Annotated in this window: 12 protein-coding genes and 7 pseudogenes; 12 read left to right on the top strand and 7 right to left on the bottom strand. The window is 50.1% G+C overall.

Features of this window, described 5'->3' with window-relative positions; all coding sequences use genetic code 11:
• Window positions 1-28: 28 nt before the first annotated feature.
• A pseudogene (locus ACQGXV_RS14850) lies at window positions 29-490 on the bottom strand (transposase); the annotation flags it as partial.
• A gap of 62 nt (window positions 491-552) precedes the next feature.
• Here ACQGXV_RS14850 and ACQGXV_RS14845 point away from each other — a divergent pair.
• Window positions 553-1,764, top strand: coding sequence for an IS256 family transposase (locus ACQGXV_RS14845; RefSeq protein WP_440866765.1), 1,212 nt, complete (start codon window positions 553-555; stop codon window positions 1,762-1,764).
• A gap of 42 nt (window positions 1,765-1,806) precedes the next feature.
• Here ACQGXV_RS14845 and ACQGXV_RS14840 read toward each other — a convergent pair whose 3' ends face one another.
• Window positions 1,807-2,055 carry a type II toxin-antitoxin system CcdA family antitoxin gene (locus ACQGXV_RS14840; RefSeq protein ID WP_440866764.1) on the bottom strand — a complete coding sequence of 83 codons (249 nt, stop codon included), beginning with the start codon at window positions 2,053-2,055 and terminating at the stop codon, window positions 1,807-1,809.
• A 72-nt stretch (window positions 2,056-2,127) separates the two neighbouring features.
• On the opposite strand from ACQGXV_RS14840, the gene ACQGXV_RS14835 reads away from it, so the two are divergent.
• The 5 genes and pseudogenes from ACQGXV_RS14835 (at window position 2,128) to ACQGXV_RS14815 (ending at window position 4,342) form a co-directional block, all read left to right on the top strand.
• A complete protein-coding gene (locus tag ACQGXV_RS14835; protein WP_440866763.1) occupies window positions 2,128-2,355 on the top strand; it encodes a transposase in 228 nt (75 codons plus the stop codon).
• 114 nt (window positions 2,356-2,469) lie between these two features.
• Window positions 2,470-2,835: an IS630 transposase-related protein gene (locus tag ACQGXV_RS14830; RefSeq protein ID WP_440862584.1), complete on the top strand. Its 366-nt coding sequence runs from the start codon at window positions 2,470-2,472 to the stop codon at window positions 2,833-2,835.
• Window positions 2,759-3,292 (top strand): IS630 family transposase, encoded by a 534-nt coding sequence (locus ACQGXV_RS14825; protein ID WP_440862665.1) that lies wholly within the window; start codon window positions 2,759-2,761, stop codon window positions 3,290-3,292. Before ACQGXV_RS14830 ends, ACQGXV_RS14825 begins: the two co-directional genes overlap by 77 nt.
• Window positions 3,293-3,307: 15 nt before the next feature.
• Window positions 3,308-3,748, top strand: a pseudogene (locus ACQGXV_RS14820) (IS3 family transposase); the annotation flags it as partial.
• 168 nt (window positions 3,749-3,916) lie between these two features.
• Window positions 3,917-4,342 (top strand): annotated as a pseudogene (locus ACQGXV_RS14815) (organic hydroperoxide resistance protein).
• An 89-nt stretch (window positions 4,343-4,431) separates the two neighbouring features.
• Here ACQGXV_RS14815 and ACQGXV_RS14810 read toward each other — a convergent pair.
• A complete protein-coding gene (locus ACQGXV_RS14810; protein ID WP_222159381.1) occupies window positions 4,432-4,728 on the bottom strand; it encodes a hypothetical protein in 297 nt (98 codons plus the stop codon).
• Between the two features lie 207 nt (window positions 4,729-4,935).
• On the opposite strand from ACQGXV_RS14810, the pseudogene ACQGXV_RS14805 reads away from it, so the two are divergent.
• Window positions 4,936-6,390: pseudogene (locus ACQGXV_RS14805) on the top strand (oxidoreductase); the annotation flags it as partial.
• Here the strand turns inward: ACQGXV_RS14805 and ACQGXV_RS14800 are convergent.
• Window positions 6,387-6,530, bottom strand: a complete 144-nt coding sequence (locus tag ACQGXV_RS14800) for a hypothetical protein (protein ID WP_440866762.1) — start codon at window positions 6,528-6,530, stop codon at window positions 6,387-6,389. The pseudogene ACQGXV_RS14805 and the gene ACQGXV_RS14800 sit on opposite strands and share 4 nt — an antisense overlap.
• Here ACQGXV_RS14800 and ACQGXV_RS14795 point away from each other — a divergent pair.
• A pseudogene (locus ACQGXV_RS14795) lies at window positions 6,482-7,136 on the top strand (hypothetical protein); the annotation flags it as partial. The gene ACQGXV_RS14800 and the pseudogene ACQGXV_RS14795 sit on opposite strands and share 49 nt — an antisense overlap.
• A 19-nt stretch (window positions 7,137-7,155) precedes the next feature.
• Here the strand turns inward: ACQGXV_RS14795 and rlmG are convergent.
• Window positions 7,156-8,295, bottom strand: a complete 1,140-nt coding sequence (rlmG, locus tag ACQGXV_RS14790; RefSeq protein WP_440866761.1) for a 23S rRNA (guanine(1835)-N(2))-methyltransferase RlmG — start codon at window positions 8,293-8,295, stop codon at window positions 7,156-7,158.
• Window positions 8,296-8,497: 202 nt separating this feature from the next.
• Between rlmG and ACQGXV_RS14785 the strand changes: the two genes are divergently transcribed.
• From ACQGXV_RS14785 to istA, 4 genes and pseudogenes are all read left to right on the top strand, one after another.
• On the top strand, window positions 8,498-8,863 hold the full coding sequence (locus tag ACQGXV_RS14785; protein ID WP_440862584.1) for an IS630 transposase-related protein: 366 nt from the start codon (window positions 8,498-8,500) through the stop codon (window positions 8,861-8,863).
• Window positions 8,787-9,320: an IS630 family transposase gene (locus ACQGXV_RS14780; protein ID WP_440862665.1), complete on the top strand. Its 534-nt coding sequence runs from the start codon at window positions 8,787-8,789 to the stop codon at window positions 9,318-9,320. Before ACQGXV_RS14785 ends, ACQGXV_RS14780 begins: the two co-directional genes overlap by 77 nt.
• A gap of 65 nt (window positions 9,321-9,385) precedes the next feature.
• A pseudogene (locus tag ACQGXV_RS14775) lies at window positions 9,386-9,934 on the top strand (Gfo/Idh/MocA family protein); the annotation flags it as partial.
• Window positions 9,935-10,020: 86 nt separating this feature from the next.
• Window positions 10,021-11,041, top strand: a pseudogene (istA, locus tag ACQGXV_RS14770) (IS21 family transposase).
• Between the two features lie 6 nt (window positions 11,042-11,047).
• Here the strand turns inward: istA and ACQGXV_RS14765 are convergent.
• Both ACQGXV_RS14765 and ACQGXV_RS14760 read right to left on the bottom strand, forming a co-directional pair.
• Window positions 11,048-11,581, bottom strand: coding sequence for an IS630 family transposase (locus ACQGXV_RS14765; protein WP_440867434.1), 534 nt, complete (start codon window positions 11,579-11,581; stop codon window positions 11,048-11,050).
• Window positions 11,505-11,870, bottom strand: coding sequence for an IS630 transposase-related protein (locus ACQGXV_RS14760; protein WP_440862584.1), 366 nt, complete (start codon window positions 11,868-11,870; stop codon window positions 11,505-11,507). The genes ACQGXV_RS14765 and ACQGXV_RS14760 overlap by 77 nt, the downstream gene beginning before the upstream one ends.
• Window positions 11,871-11,938 lie beyond the last annotated feature (68 nt).

Raw genomic sequence — 11,938 nt, 5'->3', positions numbered from 1 at the left:
AAGAATTTCGTGTAAATGGCTCCATCGCTTAACCGGAAATCCGATCTCCATACATCAACATGAATTGGCTCATAGCCGGTTTCCAGTCTCTGATTGGTAGGGTCCATTTAGCCGAGATATTATGCAAGGCTAGATAGAATAATTTTAGCACCGAGTCATCCGTTGGAAATATTCGTCGCGTTTTCGTTATCTTGCGCAATGAAGCATTTAACGACTCTATCGCGTTGGTGGTGTAGATAACCTTGCGAATCTCCGGCGGAAAATCAAAAATGACGATGAGACGTTCCCAATTATTTCTCCACGATGGGCTGATCGTCGGGAACTGCTCATCCCATTTGGCCGCGAAGGCATCCAGGGCCTCTTCAGCGCCCTCTAGCGTTGCGGAACTATAGATAGTGCGGAGGTCAGCAGCAACGGCTTTACGCTCTTTCCAGCCGACGTAGCGCAGCGAGTTCCGCACCTGATGCACGATGCAGAGCTGTACCCGCGTATGGAGAGTGTAAAAAGATCTGTGTAAATGGCATTTTGAGGAAAACCTTCAGAGGACAAAAAATGCCTATAAGCAATGAACTTATTGACCAACTGCTTCAGGATTGCCACTCCCCTCAGGAGCTTCTGGGTGAATCAGGCCTACTCAAGGAGCTGACTAAAAGACTGGCGGAACGGGTTCTTCAAGCTGAGATGGAGATACACCTTGGGTATGCTAAGCATGACCCGGCTGGTAATCATTCAGGCAACTCCCGCAATGGCAAGACATCCAAGAGCGTACGTAGCCAAAATGGGGCGCTCGAGCTCGATATTCCGCGCTACCGCAACAGTACCTTCGAGCCGACACTGATCGGTAAGCACGAAAAGCAGCTTAACGGCTTCGATGACCGCATTATTTTTCTCTATTCCAGAGGGCTATCAACCCGTGATATTCAGGCTCACTTTAAAGAAGTCTACGGGGTCGATGTTTCCGCTGGCTTCATTTCTCAAGTGACCAATGCCGTGATGGATGACGTTAAGCGCTGGCAGCAACGGCCGCTGGATGCGTTTTATCCCATTGTTTACCTTGACTGTATTGTGGTCAAAAGCAAGGACTGCGGAGCCGTGACCAACAAGTCTGTTTACTTGGCTCTAGGCATCAACGGCCAGGGCGAAAAAGAGCTGCTGGGGCTATGGATAGCCAAAACCGAGGGGGCCAAGTTCTGGTTATCTGTAATGACAGAACTGAAAAATCGTGGGCTACAGGACATCTTCATCGCCTGCTGCGATGGCCTGAAGGGCTTTCCTGATGCCATTGAAGCTGTTTACCCGCATACGCGGGTACAGCTCTGCATCGTGCATCAGGTGCGGAACTCGCTGCGCTACGTCGGCTGGAAAGAGCGTAAAGCCGTTGCTGCTGACCTCCGCACTATCTATAGTTCCGCAACGCTAGAGGGCGCTGAAGAGGCCCTGGATGCCTTCGCGGCCAAATGGGATGAACAGTTCCCGACGATCAGCCCATCGTGGAGAAATAATTGGGAACGTCTCATCGTCATTTTTGATTTTCCGCCGGAGATTCGCAAGGTTATCTACACCACCAACGCGATAGAGTCGTTAAATGCTTCATTGCGCAAGATAACGAAAACGCGACGAATATTTCCAACGGATGACTCGGTGCTAAAATTATTCTATCTAGCCTTGCATAATATCTCGGCTAAATGGACCCTACCAATCAGAGACTGGAAACCGGCTATGAGCCAATTCATGTTGATGTATGGAGATCGGATTTCCGGTTAAGCGATGGAGCCATTTACACGAAATTCTTTACAGACTCCGGCATTACAGACTCCCAAAAAACTCGTCGTCTGTAAGCAAACCTGCTTTCTCCATGAATTTATTCATGGTGAGCATATCCTGTTTCTCTTTTTCTCTTTCCTCCATTTTGGTTTCTATCGCCTGTGCAAGAAGGTTATCCAACGTTGCCGACAGGTTCATATCCATGCTACGAGCCTTATCGACCAATGAAGCCGTCAGGTAAACATTAGTGCTTCTTTTGGCGCTGTTACGGGGTGTTGTAACCACACTCATACTTTAAACTCCTATGCGCAAAGGTATGCGCATAAGTATGGCGAGAGATGACATAACAAGCAAGCACTCCGCTTGAGCGGAACGGGTTTAGCCTGCGCTACCCGAAATGACCTGCTTGAATTTTGCAATGCCGTGAAAACTATGCTCTGGGGCACTCATTTTTGGTCGCCGTCTTACTGCGTTGTTTCATGCGGCGCGGCATCGCTGGAAGCGGTGAAAGAATACATTAACAACCAGCGCACCCCACCAAAAGCGCGAGACGTAGCCCGATCACTCGCACTTACGAAAGTCAAAGAATAGTAGGTTGGTTAGCACCCACTCGACCTCCCCCTAAAGAGGGGGGATTGCGCGGGCATTTTGTTCAATTCCCTTGTTGATATAGCTAAACGACTTAATTTTGATTACATTATTTAAATGAGCTATTCAATTGATTTTAGACGTAAAGTGATATCTACACGGAAAAACGAAGGGTTGAGTATCCGAGAAACAGCGAAGCAATTTCGGATTGGCCCTGCCTCTGTATCGCGTTGGATTAATCAAATAGAGTCAAAAGCATCGACCACGCGTCAGCGAAAGATCGATAAATCCGAGTTGATAAAAGATGTTGAACAATATCCAGATGCTTACCAAAAAGAACGTGCAGAGCGTTTTGGCGTTTGTCAGAAGGCCATTTGGCAAGCGCTTAAAAAGCTGGGATTGACCTATAAAAAAAACTCTACGTCATCCGAAAGCCGACGAAAACGCCCGGCAGGGATTTCAACAAAAAAAACAACAGTATGAAAAAGAAGGTAAACCTATTGTTTTTATTGATGAAAGTGGTTTTTCACACGATGCCCCACGGACTCACGGCTATTCCCCAAAAGGTCAACGGTGTTTTGGCCTGAAGAACTGGGGAGCTAGGGGAAGAACAAATGTTATCGGCGCTTTATTAGGCACAACGCTGTTTGCTATCGGATTATTTGATATCAATATTAACAGCGATGTTTTCTATGCCTGGGTCACACAAGTCCTTATCCCAGTACTCCCTAAAAACAGTGTAATCATGATGGACAATGCCACTTTTCACAAAAAACATAATATTCAACAAGTCATCATCGATGCAGGGTATATGGTGGAGTATTTGCCTACATATTCGCCAGATCTTAACCCAATTGAGCATAAATGGGCACAAGCAAAAAGCAAAAAAAGAGAGATGGGTTGCGATACAGAGAGTTTGTTCTCAGTCCATATGGTGTAATCAAAATTAAGTCGCTTGGCTATATTTGCCCGAAAACCCGTGGGTTGGGCAATGTCGTTTTCGCCAGATTCAGAATTAACAGCCAAAGCACTACAAATGGCTTGGGAACTGCGTGGGCATCCCAAACAAGTCATGTTTCATAGTGACCAAGGAAGCCATTACACCAGTCGTCAGTATAGGCAGGCATTGTGGCGTTATCAGATGACCCAAAGTATGAGTCGCAGAGGAAATTGTTGGGATAATAGTCCGATGGAGCGATTCTTCCGTAGTCTGAAGACTGAATGGGTGCCAACGACTAGCTACCAAAGCTTTAGTACTGCTCAATCATCCATTATTCGCTACATAACCCATTATTATAGCGATGTCAGACCTCACTGGTATAACGGTGGGTTAACACCAAATGAATCAGAACGGCTGTTCCATCAACAGTCAGGTAGGGTGGCCAAATTTAGTTGACCACTACAGTTGAGCTTAAAGCTCGCCAGGAGAATGAGGTGTGAGTCAGCGAATCTCATCGAGGCCCGCAGCAGCGGCTGCAACAAGGCCGAATATAGAGCTGCAACCTACCACCAATGTCAACACCACGAATGCTTTGCAAACGGGATGCGTTCATATAGTTACACCATGTCCATTGAAAAAGTACTGTATGTCGCTCACGCAAAAGCCACCGGCGGACGCGATGGCCGCGCCTAATCCTCCGATCAGCAACTGAGCGTCAAATTGACGACGCCACGTGAACTGGGCGGTGCCGGTGGCGAAGGAACGAACCCGGAACAGCTGTTTGCGGCAGGTTACTCCGCCTGTTTCCTTGGTGCGTTGAAGTTTGTCGCCAGCAAAGAAAAAATTGCACTGCCAGCGGCAACCACCATTGCGGGGAGTGTCGGCATCGGGGCCGCACCAACCGGGTTTGCCATTGAAGTGGAATTGAAAATTGATCTGCCGGGGTTGGCGCGTGAAACCGCGCAAGCACTGGTAGAAAAGGCCCATATCGTGTGCCCGTATTCTAACGCCACACGCGGCAATATCGACGTAACCCTGACGCTACTGTAAGCCACGCAGCGTCATGCAAACGGCAGATTTCTGCCGTTTGCTCAGCGAGCACCAAACACCAGTGGAAAAAACAGGACAAATCAAATCGATCAGGGAAGTGAACGACTAAAGGCGGAGGCATCCTTCGCCAAGGCGTCAATATAGGCGCCAATCATTTTAATGCGCTGCACCAGGGGATTTCGTTCCGGCGACGCATCCATAGAGTTTAACTGAATCACTAACCTTTCGATCTGCGCGCACAGCTCCGCTTCCCGCTGTTGGGCCTGCGTGAGCTGCTGCTGCCAGCGTTCACGATCCTGACGCCAGCCTTGCTGCTGCAACCTGACACAACGTTCCAAATCGGTCAGCGCACTTTCCAGCGCCGGTTCCCACTCATCCACCCACATAGCGATTCCTTAGCACTCTGATCCCGCGAATTATAATGATTGTTGGCACGGACAACAAACCTTCTGGTATGCCGTCCCGATTAACGAGTGTCGCCGCGGGGAATGACACAAATCACAATAAATAAACATTTATTTCACATAACATTCAACACTCGCTACAGTAAACTCATCAGACCAGTTTCTTGCGCGGTTTCTGTGGAGAGCATCATGCACGCCTACCCCAAGCTTTTTTCGCCCCTCAATTTGGGCTTCACCACGTTAAAAAACCGCGTCATCATGTGTTCAATGCACACCGGTTTGGAAGAGCATCCACAAGGCACTGAACGGTTGGCGGCGTTTTATCGAGAACGCGTGCAGGGCGGTGTGGCGCTGATTGTTACCGGTGGTATTGCGCCCAACGCCAAAGGTGCAGTGGTCGCTGGCGGTGCGACGCTTGAACATGAAGAACAGCTAGCTCACCATATCCCAATAACGACCGCGGTACATGAAGCGGGAGGGAAAATTGCGCTGCAAATTCTGCATGCCGGACGCTACAGCTATCAACCCGATCCTGTTGCACCTTCCGCCCTTCAGGCACCGATCAGCCCCTTCCTTCCGCACGCCATGACCCATGAGGAAATTTTACACACCATCGCTGATTTTGCGCGCTGTGCTGCGCTGGCCCAGCAGGCAGGCTATGACGGTGTAGAAATCATGGGCTCTGAAGGGTATCTGATTAATCAATTTCTGGTCGAACGCACCAAGCAGCGGCATGACGACTGGGGTGGCAACCCACAAAACCGCCGCCGCTTCGCGTTGGAGATTGTACGTGCTGTGAGCCGCGCGGCCGGGCCACACTTTATTATCATCTATCGCCTGTCGATGCTCGATCTGGTGTAATCCGGTTCCTCATGGCAAGAGATAGAAACGCTGGCTCAAGAGATGGAAACCGCTGGCGTCACGTTGCTTAACACCGGTATTGGCTGGCACGAAGCACGCATCCCGACCATCGCAACGCTGGTGCCGCGCGCGGCCTTTGGCTGGGTGACCCAGCGCTTGATGGGCAAGGTAAACATACCGCTTATCACGACCAACCGCATCAACGATCCGGCTCAGGCAGAACAGATGCTGGCACAGGGCTGCGCCGATATGGTTTCCATGGCACGCCCCTTTCTGGCCGATTAACACTTGCTTGAGAAAGCAGAAACGGGCCGCAGCGATGAAATCAATACCTGTATCGGCTGCAATCAGGCTTGTCTCGATAGAATATTTGTCGGCAAGGTGACGTCATGTTTAGTCAACCCGCGCGCCTGCCACGAAACAACGCTCCCCATAGTCGCCACAGAGACACAGCAACGAATTGCCGTCGTCGGTGCTGGCCCGGCAGGGCTCGCTTTTGCCATCAACGCAGCACAGCGCGGCCATGCAGTAACGTTGTTCGAAGCGGACAGTAATATCGGCGGTCAGTTTAACCTGGCCCGGCAAATCCCCGGCAAACATGAATTCACGGAGACGCTGCGCTATTACCGCCGTATGTTGGTGCTCACTCATGTCTTGGTAAGCCTCAATACCAAAGCCACGGTAGACGATCTTAAAAGCTTTGATTCCGTTGTTCTGGCGTGTGGCATAACGCCGCGCATGCAGGATATTCCCGGCATTGATCACCCAAGCGTAGTGAGCTATAGCCAAGCGACATTATTTTGATAACAGCCAGCTATGCTTCTTTGCCGCATATCAGGGCATAGGATGTAATCATTTTTAAGTCGGTTGGCTATACTTACAGGTGCTGCGCGATAAGGTTCCTGTTGGCAAGCGTGTGGCAATTATCGGTGCAGGCGGTATTGGTCTTGATGTGGCCCATTACCTGAGCGCGCCACCGCAAGCCGATTTCTATGCCGAATGGGGTATTGATCGCACGCTTGATAAACCGGGCGGCCTATTACCACTCGCCGCCGGCGCACCCACTGGCACAGTGCATCAGCATGACATCGTGCTGCTGCAACGCAAGGCAGGAAAGCTGGGTGAACACCTGGGTAAAACCACCGGATGGATACACCGGGCACAGCTACTGCGCCACGGGGTGAGCTTTATGGACGGCGTGCAATATAGCCAACCGACTTAAAAATGATTACATCCTATGCCCTGATATGCGGCAAAGAAGCATAGCTGGCTGTTATCAAAATAATGTCGCTTGGCTATATCAGCGCATTGACGATGCCGGGCTGCATATTATTCATAAGGGCCAGGAGAGGTGCATCGCCGCCGACACTGTCATCGTCTGTGCAGGGCAGGATTCACGGCGCGATCTCTATGCGCCATTACAGGCCAGTGGGGCCGTCGTGCATCTGATTGGCGGTGCGGATGTCGCCGCCGAACTGGATGCCCGGCGGGCCATCGATCAAGCCACCCGGCTAGCGTTAACGCTGTAGCCGGTTACTCAAGCGCCGTTCAGCGAGACGCTGCTAGCTTCACCGCGCGCAACACCACAAACTTGTTGTTGCCTGCCAGCTGTTCGCAGTTGCCAAACAGGTGTTTCAGCTTCTGATAGTAGTTGAGATGGCGATTGCCTACGATACGCAGCTCACCGCCATGCGCTAGACAGCGGCGCGCGTCGCTGAACATATTCCAGGCCAGATGGTCGGTGATGGTCTGCTGCTGGTGGAACGGCGGGTTACACAGCACCGCTTGCAGCGAATCAGGGGCAATGTTGGCCAGCGAATTATTCACCACAAAACTGGCACGCGGCAGATCGTGCGGACAGTTGATTTCCACGTTCATGCGGCTGGAAGCCAGCGCCATATGAGATTCATCGACGAAGCTGACCAGCGCTGAAGGATTTTGCGCCAGCGCCACCAGCCCGACAATCCCATTACCGCAGCCTAAATCCATTATCTTGCCGTCAATATCATGGGGCAAGTGCTGCATAAAAAAACGCGTACCGATATCCAGGCTGCCGCGTGAAAACACGTTGGCATGGTTGTGGATACGGTAACCATACCCCTCCAGTTCCCATTCAACAGTTGGTGAATACTTACCTACATTGATTTGCGCCACGTCGCAGTGAATCAGACGCGCCTTTTTCCACGCCAGTGACATCCGCGTCGGGCCAATGATTTTTTCAAACAATTGCAACGTGGAAGTATGAATGTCACGCGCCTTCGCACCGGCAATAATTCGCGTATGCGGGGCGACGACCGAGCGCAGCATGTGGAGCTGATGCTCCAGCATCGCCAGCGTTTTTGGCACCTTGATAACCACCAGCGATGGCGCATCGGGTAATGCCGTCAGGCTGTCTTGCAACGCGACGGATTCCGGCGCAAAGCCGTTGAGCGACAGATTATGCCGCGTCGCCAGTTGGCTCAGGTAGCTGTCGCTGACGCAGAGCGGCTCATACGCCTGTAATCCACAGGCCAATGCACCGAATGTGTCGTTTAGAATCACAACGGGCCCAGGCGCAAGCTCCATGGCAGCAATTTCGTTCAGCAAAAACGCGTCTGCTGCTTCCCAGGCTTGTAAAGTGGAATTCTCAGACGTTTTCGGATAACGCACCAACGTGAGCGTTCGCGTTTCCAGTTCCAATTGGCTCACCGGCCTCTCCCGCGTCATAAAGGTTGCGCAGTGTACCCCGTAACGTTGGGGAGCAGTAAATGCTTTTCGTCAGCCAGGACGAATCCGGCCGCGCGACCTCCTGTTGTCGTGGTTTTCCCCTACGCAGAACCGCGACAGGACGATTGCCTTGCGCTCACATCATGTTATAGCTAAACGACTTAATTTTGATTACATTATTTAAATGAGCTATTCAATTGATTTTAGACGTAAAGTGATATCTACACGGAAAAACGAAGGGTTGAGTATCCGAGAAACAGCGAAGCAATTTCGGATTGGCCCTGCCTCTGTATCGCGTTGGATTAATCAAATAGAGTCAAAAGCATCGACCACGCGTCAGCGAAAGATCGATAAATCCGAGTTGATAAAAGATGTTGAACAATATCCAGATGCTTACCAAAAAGAACGTGCAGAGCGTTTTGGCGTTTGTCAGAAGGCCATTTGGCAAGCGCTTAAAAAGCTGGGATTGACCTATAAAAAAAACTCTACGTCATCCGAAAGCCGACGAAAACGCCCGGCAGGGATTTCAACAAAAAAAACAACAGTATGAAAAAGAAGGTAAACCTATTGTTTTTATTGATGAAAGTGGTTTTTCACACGATGCCCCACGGACTCACGGCTATTCCCCAAAAGGTCAACGGTGTTTTGGCCTGAAGAACTGGGGAGCTAGGGGAAGAACAAATGTTATCGGCGCTTTATTAGGCACAACGCTGTTTGCTATCGGATTATTTGATATCAATATTAACAGCGATGTTTTCTATGCCTGGGTCACACAAGTCCTTATCCCAGTACTCCCTAAAAACAGTGTAATCATGATGGACAATGCCACTTTTCACAAAAAACATAATATTCAACAAGTCATCATCGATGCAGGGTATATGGTGGAGTATTTGCCTACATATTCGCCAGATCTTAACCCAATTGAGCATAAATGGGCACAAGCAAAAAGCAAAAAAAGAGAGATGGGTTGCGATACAGAGAGTTTGTTCTCAGTCCATATGGTGTAATCAAAATTAAGTCGCTTGGCTATACTCTGTTTTTCTTACGCTCTCGCCAGGAACATCGACCCGTCATGATTCGTTTCGCTATTGTAGGAACCAGTCAGATCACGCGCCAGTTTGTTGATGCTGCACATGAAACCGGCAAGATGAAGTTGATCGCCATCTACTCCCGTTCGCAGGAAAAAGCGCAGCAATTTCAAACGGACTATCTGGTTGAACACTGCTTCACCTCTCTGGAGGCACTCGCCCAGTCCGATCTGATTGATGCGGTCTACATCGCGAGTCCGAATAGCCTGCATGCGGAACAATGCATCCTGTTTCTCGAGCATGGCAAACACGTGGTTTGCGAAAAACCGTTAGCGTCAAACCATGCTCAGGCGCAGAGAATGATCGCGTGCGCACAAGCCAATCAGGTCGTGTTATTCGAAGCCTTCAAAACCGCGAGCTTGCCTAATTACGCCGTGGTGACGCAGGGTCTGGCGCGCATTGGTCGGCTGCGCAAAGTGTTTCTGAATTACTGCCAATATTCTTCCCGTTACCAGCCCTATCTGGCGGGAGAGAATCCCAACACCTTTAATCCGGCGTTTTCCAACGGCTCCATCATGGACATTGGCTACTACTTGTCGCTACCGATGTAAAACTGGCCCACCTGCCGATGTACATCTGACCCACCTAGGGTAAAAATGGCAGTTTTAAGGCACTGCCAATGATGACATTGGAGACCAGAGTGGAGATTCACGTTTTACACCGTCAAGGCATGTCCATCCGTGCCATCGCGCGGCAGCTTTCATGCTCCCGCGAGACCGTTCGACGATATATCCGTAGTCCACTACCGGTGGCTGACATGCGTTACAAGCCCCGTATGCCTAGAACATGCAAGCTTGACCCGTTCAAGCTGTATGTTCTCGAGCGCGTTGCTGCTGCCAGACCACAGTGGATACCGGCCAGTGTGCTGCTGCGCGAGATAGGCCAACGGGATATGATGGCGGCTATAGCATGCTTACCGCATTTCTACACCCCATGAAGCACAGCCCGTTACTGAGGCGGTCACGCGCTTTGAGACCGAACCCGGCGTACAGATGCAGGTTGATTTCACCATCGTCAGGCAGGGCCATAACCCGTTGCTGGCCTTCGTCGCTACGCTGGGCTGGAGCCGGGCGACTTTCGTCAAGTTCTACAGCAACCAGGAGTCCGCAGCCTGGTGTGACGGCATTGAGTCTGCACTTAAGTTCTTTGGCGGAACTCCGCATCAGTTGCTGTTCGACAACGCCAAGGCCATCATTATTGAGCGTGATGTCTACGGGCCCGGCAAGCATCGCTGGAACCCACAGTTGATGCAACTGGCTGAGAAGTATGCCTTTACGCCTAAAGTTTGCCGTCCCTACCGCGCCAAGACTAAGGGCAAGGTCGAACGCTTCAACCATTACCTCAAGAACAGCTTTGTTGTGCCGCTTGCCGCCACGTTTCGCCAGGCTGGGCTGATACTGGACGTCCCCGCGGCTAATGCACGCATTGGTGAGTGGTTGATCACCGTTGCCAACACCCGTAAACATGGCACCACCGCTATTCCGCCTGAACAACGCATGCCGCGTGAGCGGGCTGCGTTGTTGCCATTGCCGAAGATAACACTGGCATTGCCTCCACCGGTACCGGCGAGTTGCTCGCGCCCCATACCCACAGAGAGTCTCCAGCACCCGTTGGCTACAAACTATAGCCAAGCGACTTAATTTTGATTACACCATATGGACTGAGAACAAACTCTCTGTATCGCAACCCATCTCTCTTTTTTTGCTTTTTGCTTGTGCCCATTTATGCTCAATTGGGTTAAGATCTGGCGAATATGTAGGCAAATACTCCACCATATACCCTGCATCGATGATGACTTGTTGAATATTATGTTTTTTGTGAAAAGTGGTATTGTCCATCATGATTACACTGTTTTTAGGGAGTACTGGGATAAGGACTTGTGTGACCCAGGCATAGAAAACATCGCTGTTAATATTGATATCAAATAATCCGATAGCAAACAGCGTTGTGCCTAATAAAGCGCCGATAACATTTGTTCTTCCCCTAGCTCCCCAGTTCTTCAGGCCAAAACACCGTTGACCTTTTGGGGAATAGCCGTGAGTCCGTGGGGCATCGTGTGAAAAACCACTTTCATCAATAAAAACAATAGGTTTACCTTCTTTTTCATACTGTTGTTTTTTTTGTTGAAATCCCTGCCGGGCGTTTTCGTCGGCTTTCGGATGACGTAGAGTTTTTTTTATAGGTCAATCCCAGCTTTTTAAGCGCTTGCCAAATGGCCTTCTGACAAACGCCAAAACGCTCTGCACGTTCTTTTTGGTAAGCATCTGGATATTGTTCAACATCTTTTATCAACTCGGATTTATCGATCTTTCGCTGACGCGTGGTCGATGCTTTTGACTCTATTTGATTAATCCAACGCGATACAGAGGCAGGGCCAATCCGAAATTGCTTCGCTGTTTCTCGGATACTCAACCCTTCGTTTTTCCGTGTAGATATCACTTTACGTCTAAAATCAATTGAATAGCTCATTTAAATAATGTAATCAAAATTAAGTCGTTTAGCTATATGTCGCGCGGCAGATGGCAAGTCATGGGAGC

It is taken from the genome of Symbiopectobacterium purcellii, assembly GCF_052050035.1.
Taxonomy (GTDB): domain Bacteria; phylum Pseudomonadota; class Gammaproteobacteria; order Enterobacterales; family Enterobacteriaceae; genus Symbiopectobacterium; species Symbiopectobacterium purcellii_A.
Note: the sequence above shows the minus strand (reverse complement) of the source record. Positions and strands in the feature narration are given on the sequence as shown.

What these genes read in the sequence shown, in the direction of transcription:
- ACQGXV_RS14810 (WP_222159381.1), bottom strand. Translation starts at nt 4,728, where the DNA reads ATGTGGGTGGATGAGTGGGAACCGGCGCTGGAAAGTGCGCTGACCGAT.
- ACQGXV_RS14760 (WP_440862584.1), bottom strand. Translation starts at nt 11,870, where the DNA reads ATGAGCTATTCAATTGATTTTAGACGTAAAGTGATATCTACACGGAAA.
- ACQGXV_RS14830 (WP_440862584.1), top strand. Translation starts at nt 2,470, where the DNA reads ATGAGCTATTCAATTGATTTTAGACGTAAAGTGATATCTACACGGAAA.
- ACQGXV_RS14845 (WP_440866765.1), top strand. Translation starts at nt 553, where the DNA reads ATGCCTATAAGCAATGAACTTATTGACCAACTGCTTCAGGATTGCCAC.
- ACQGXV_RS14840 (WP_440866764.1), bottom strand. Translation starts at nt 2,055, where the DNA reads ATGAGTGTGGTTACAACACCCCGTAACAGCGCCAAAAGAAGCACTAAT.
- ACQGXV_RS14785 (WP_440862584.1), top strand. Translation starts at nt 8,498, where the DNA reads ATGAGCTATTCAATTGATTTTAGACGTAAAGTGATATCTACACGGAAA.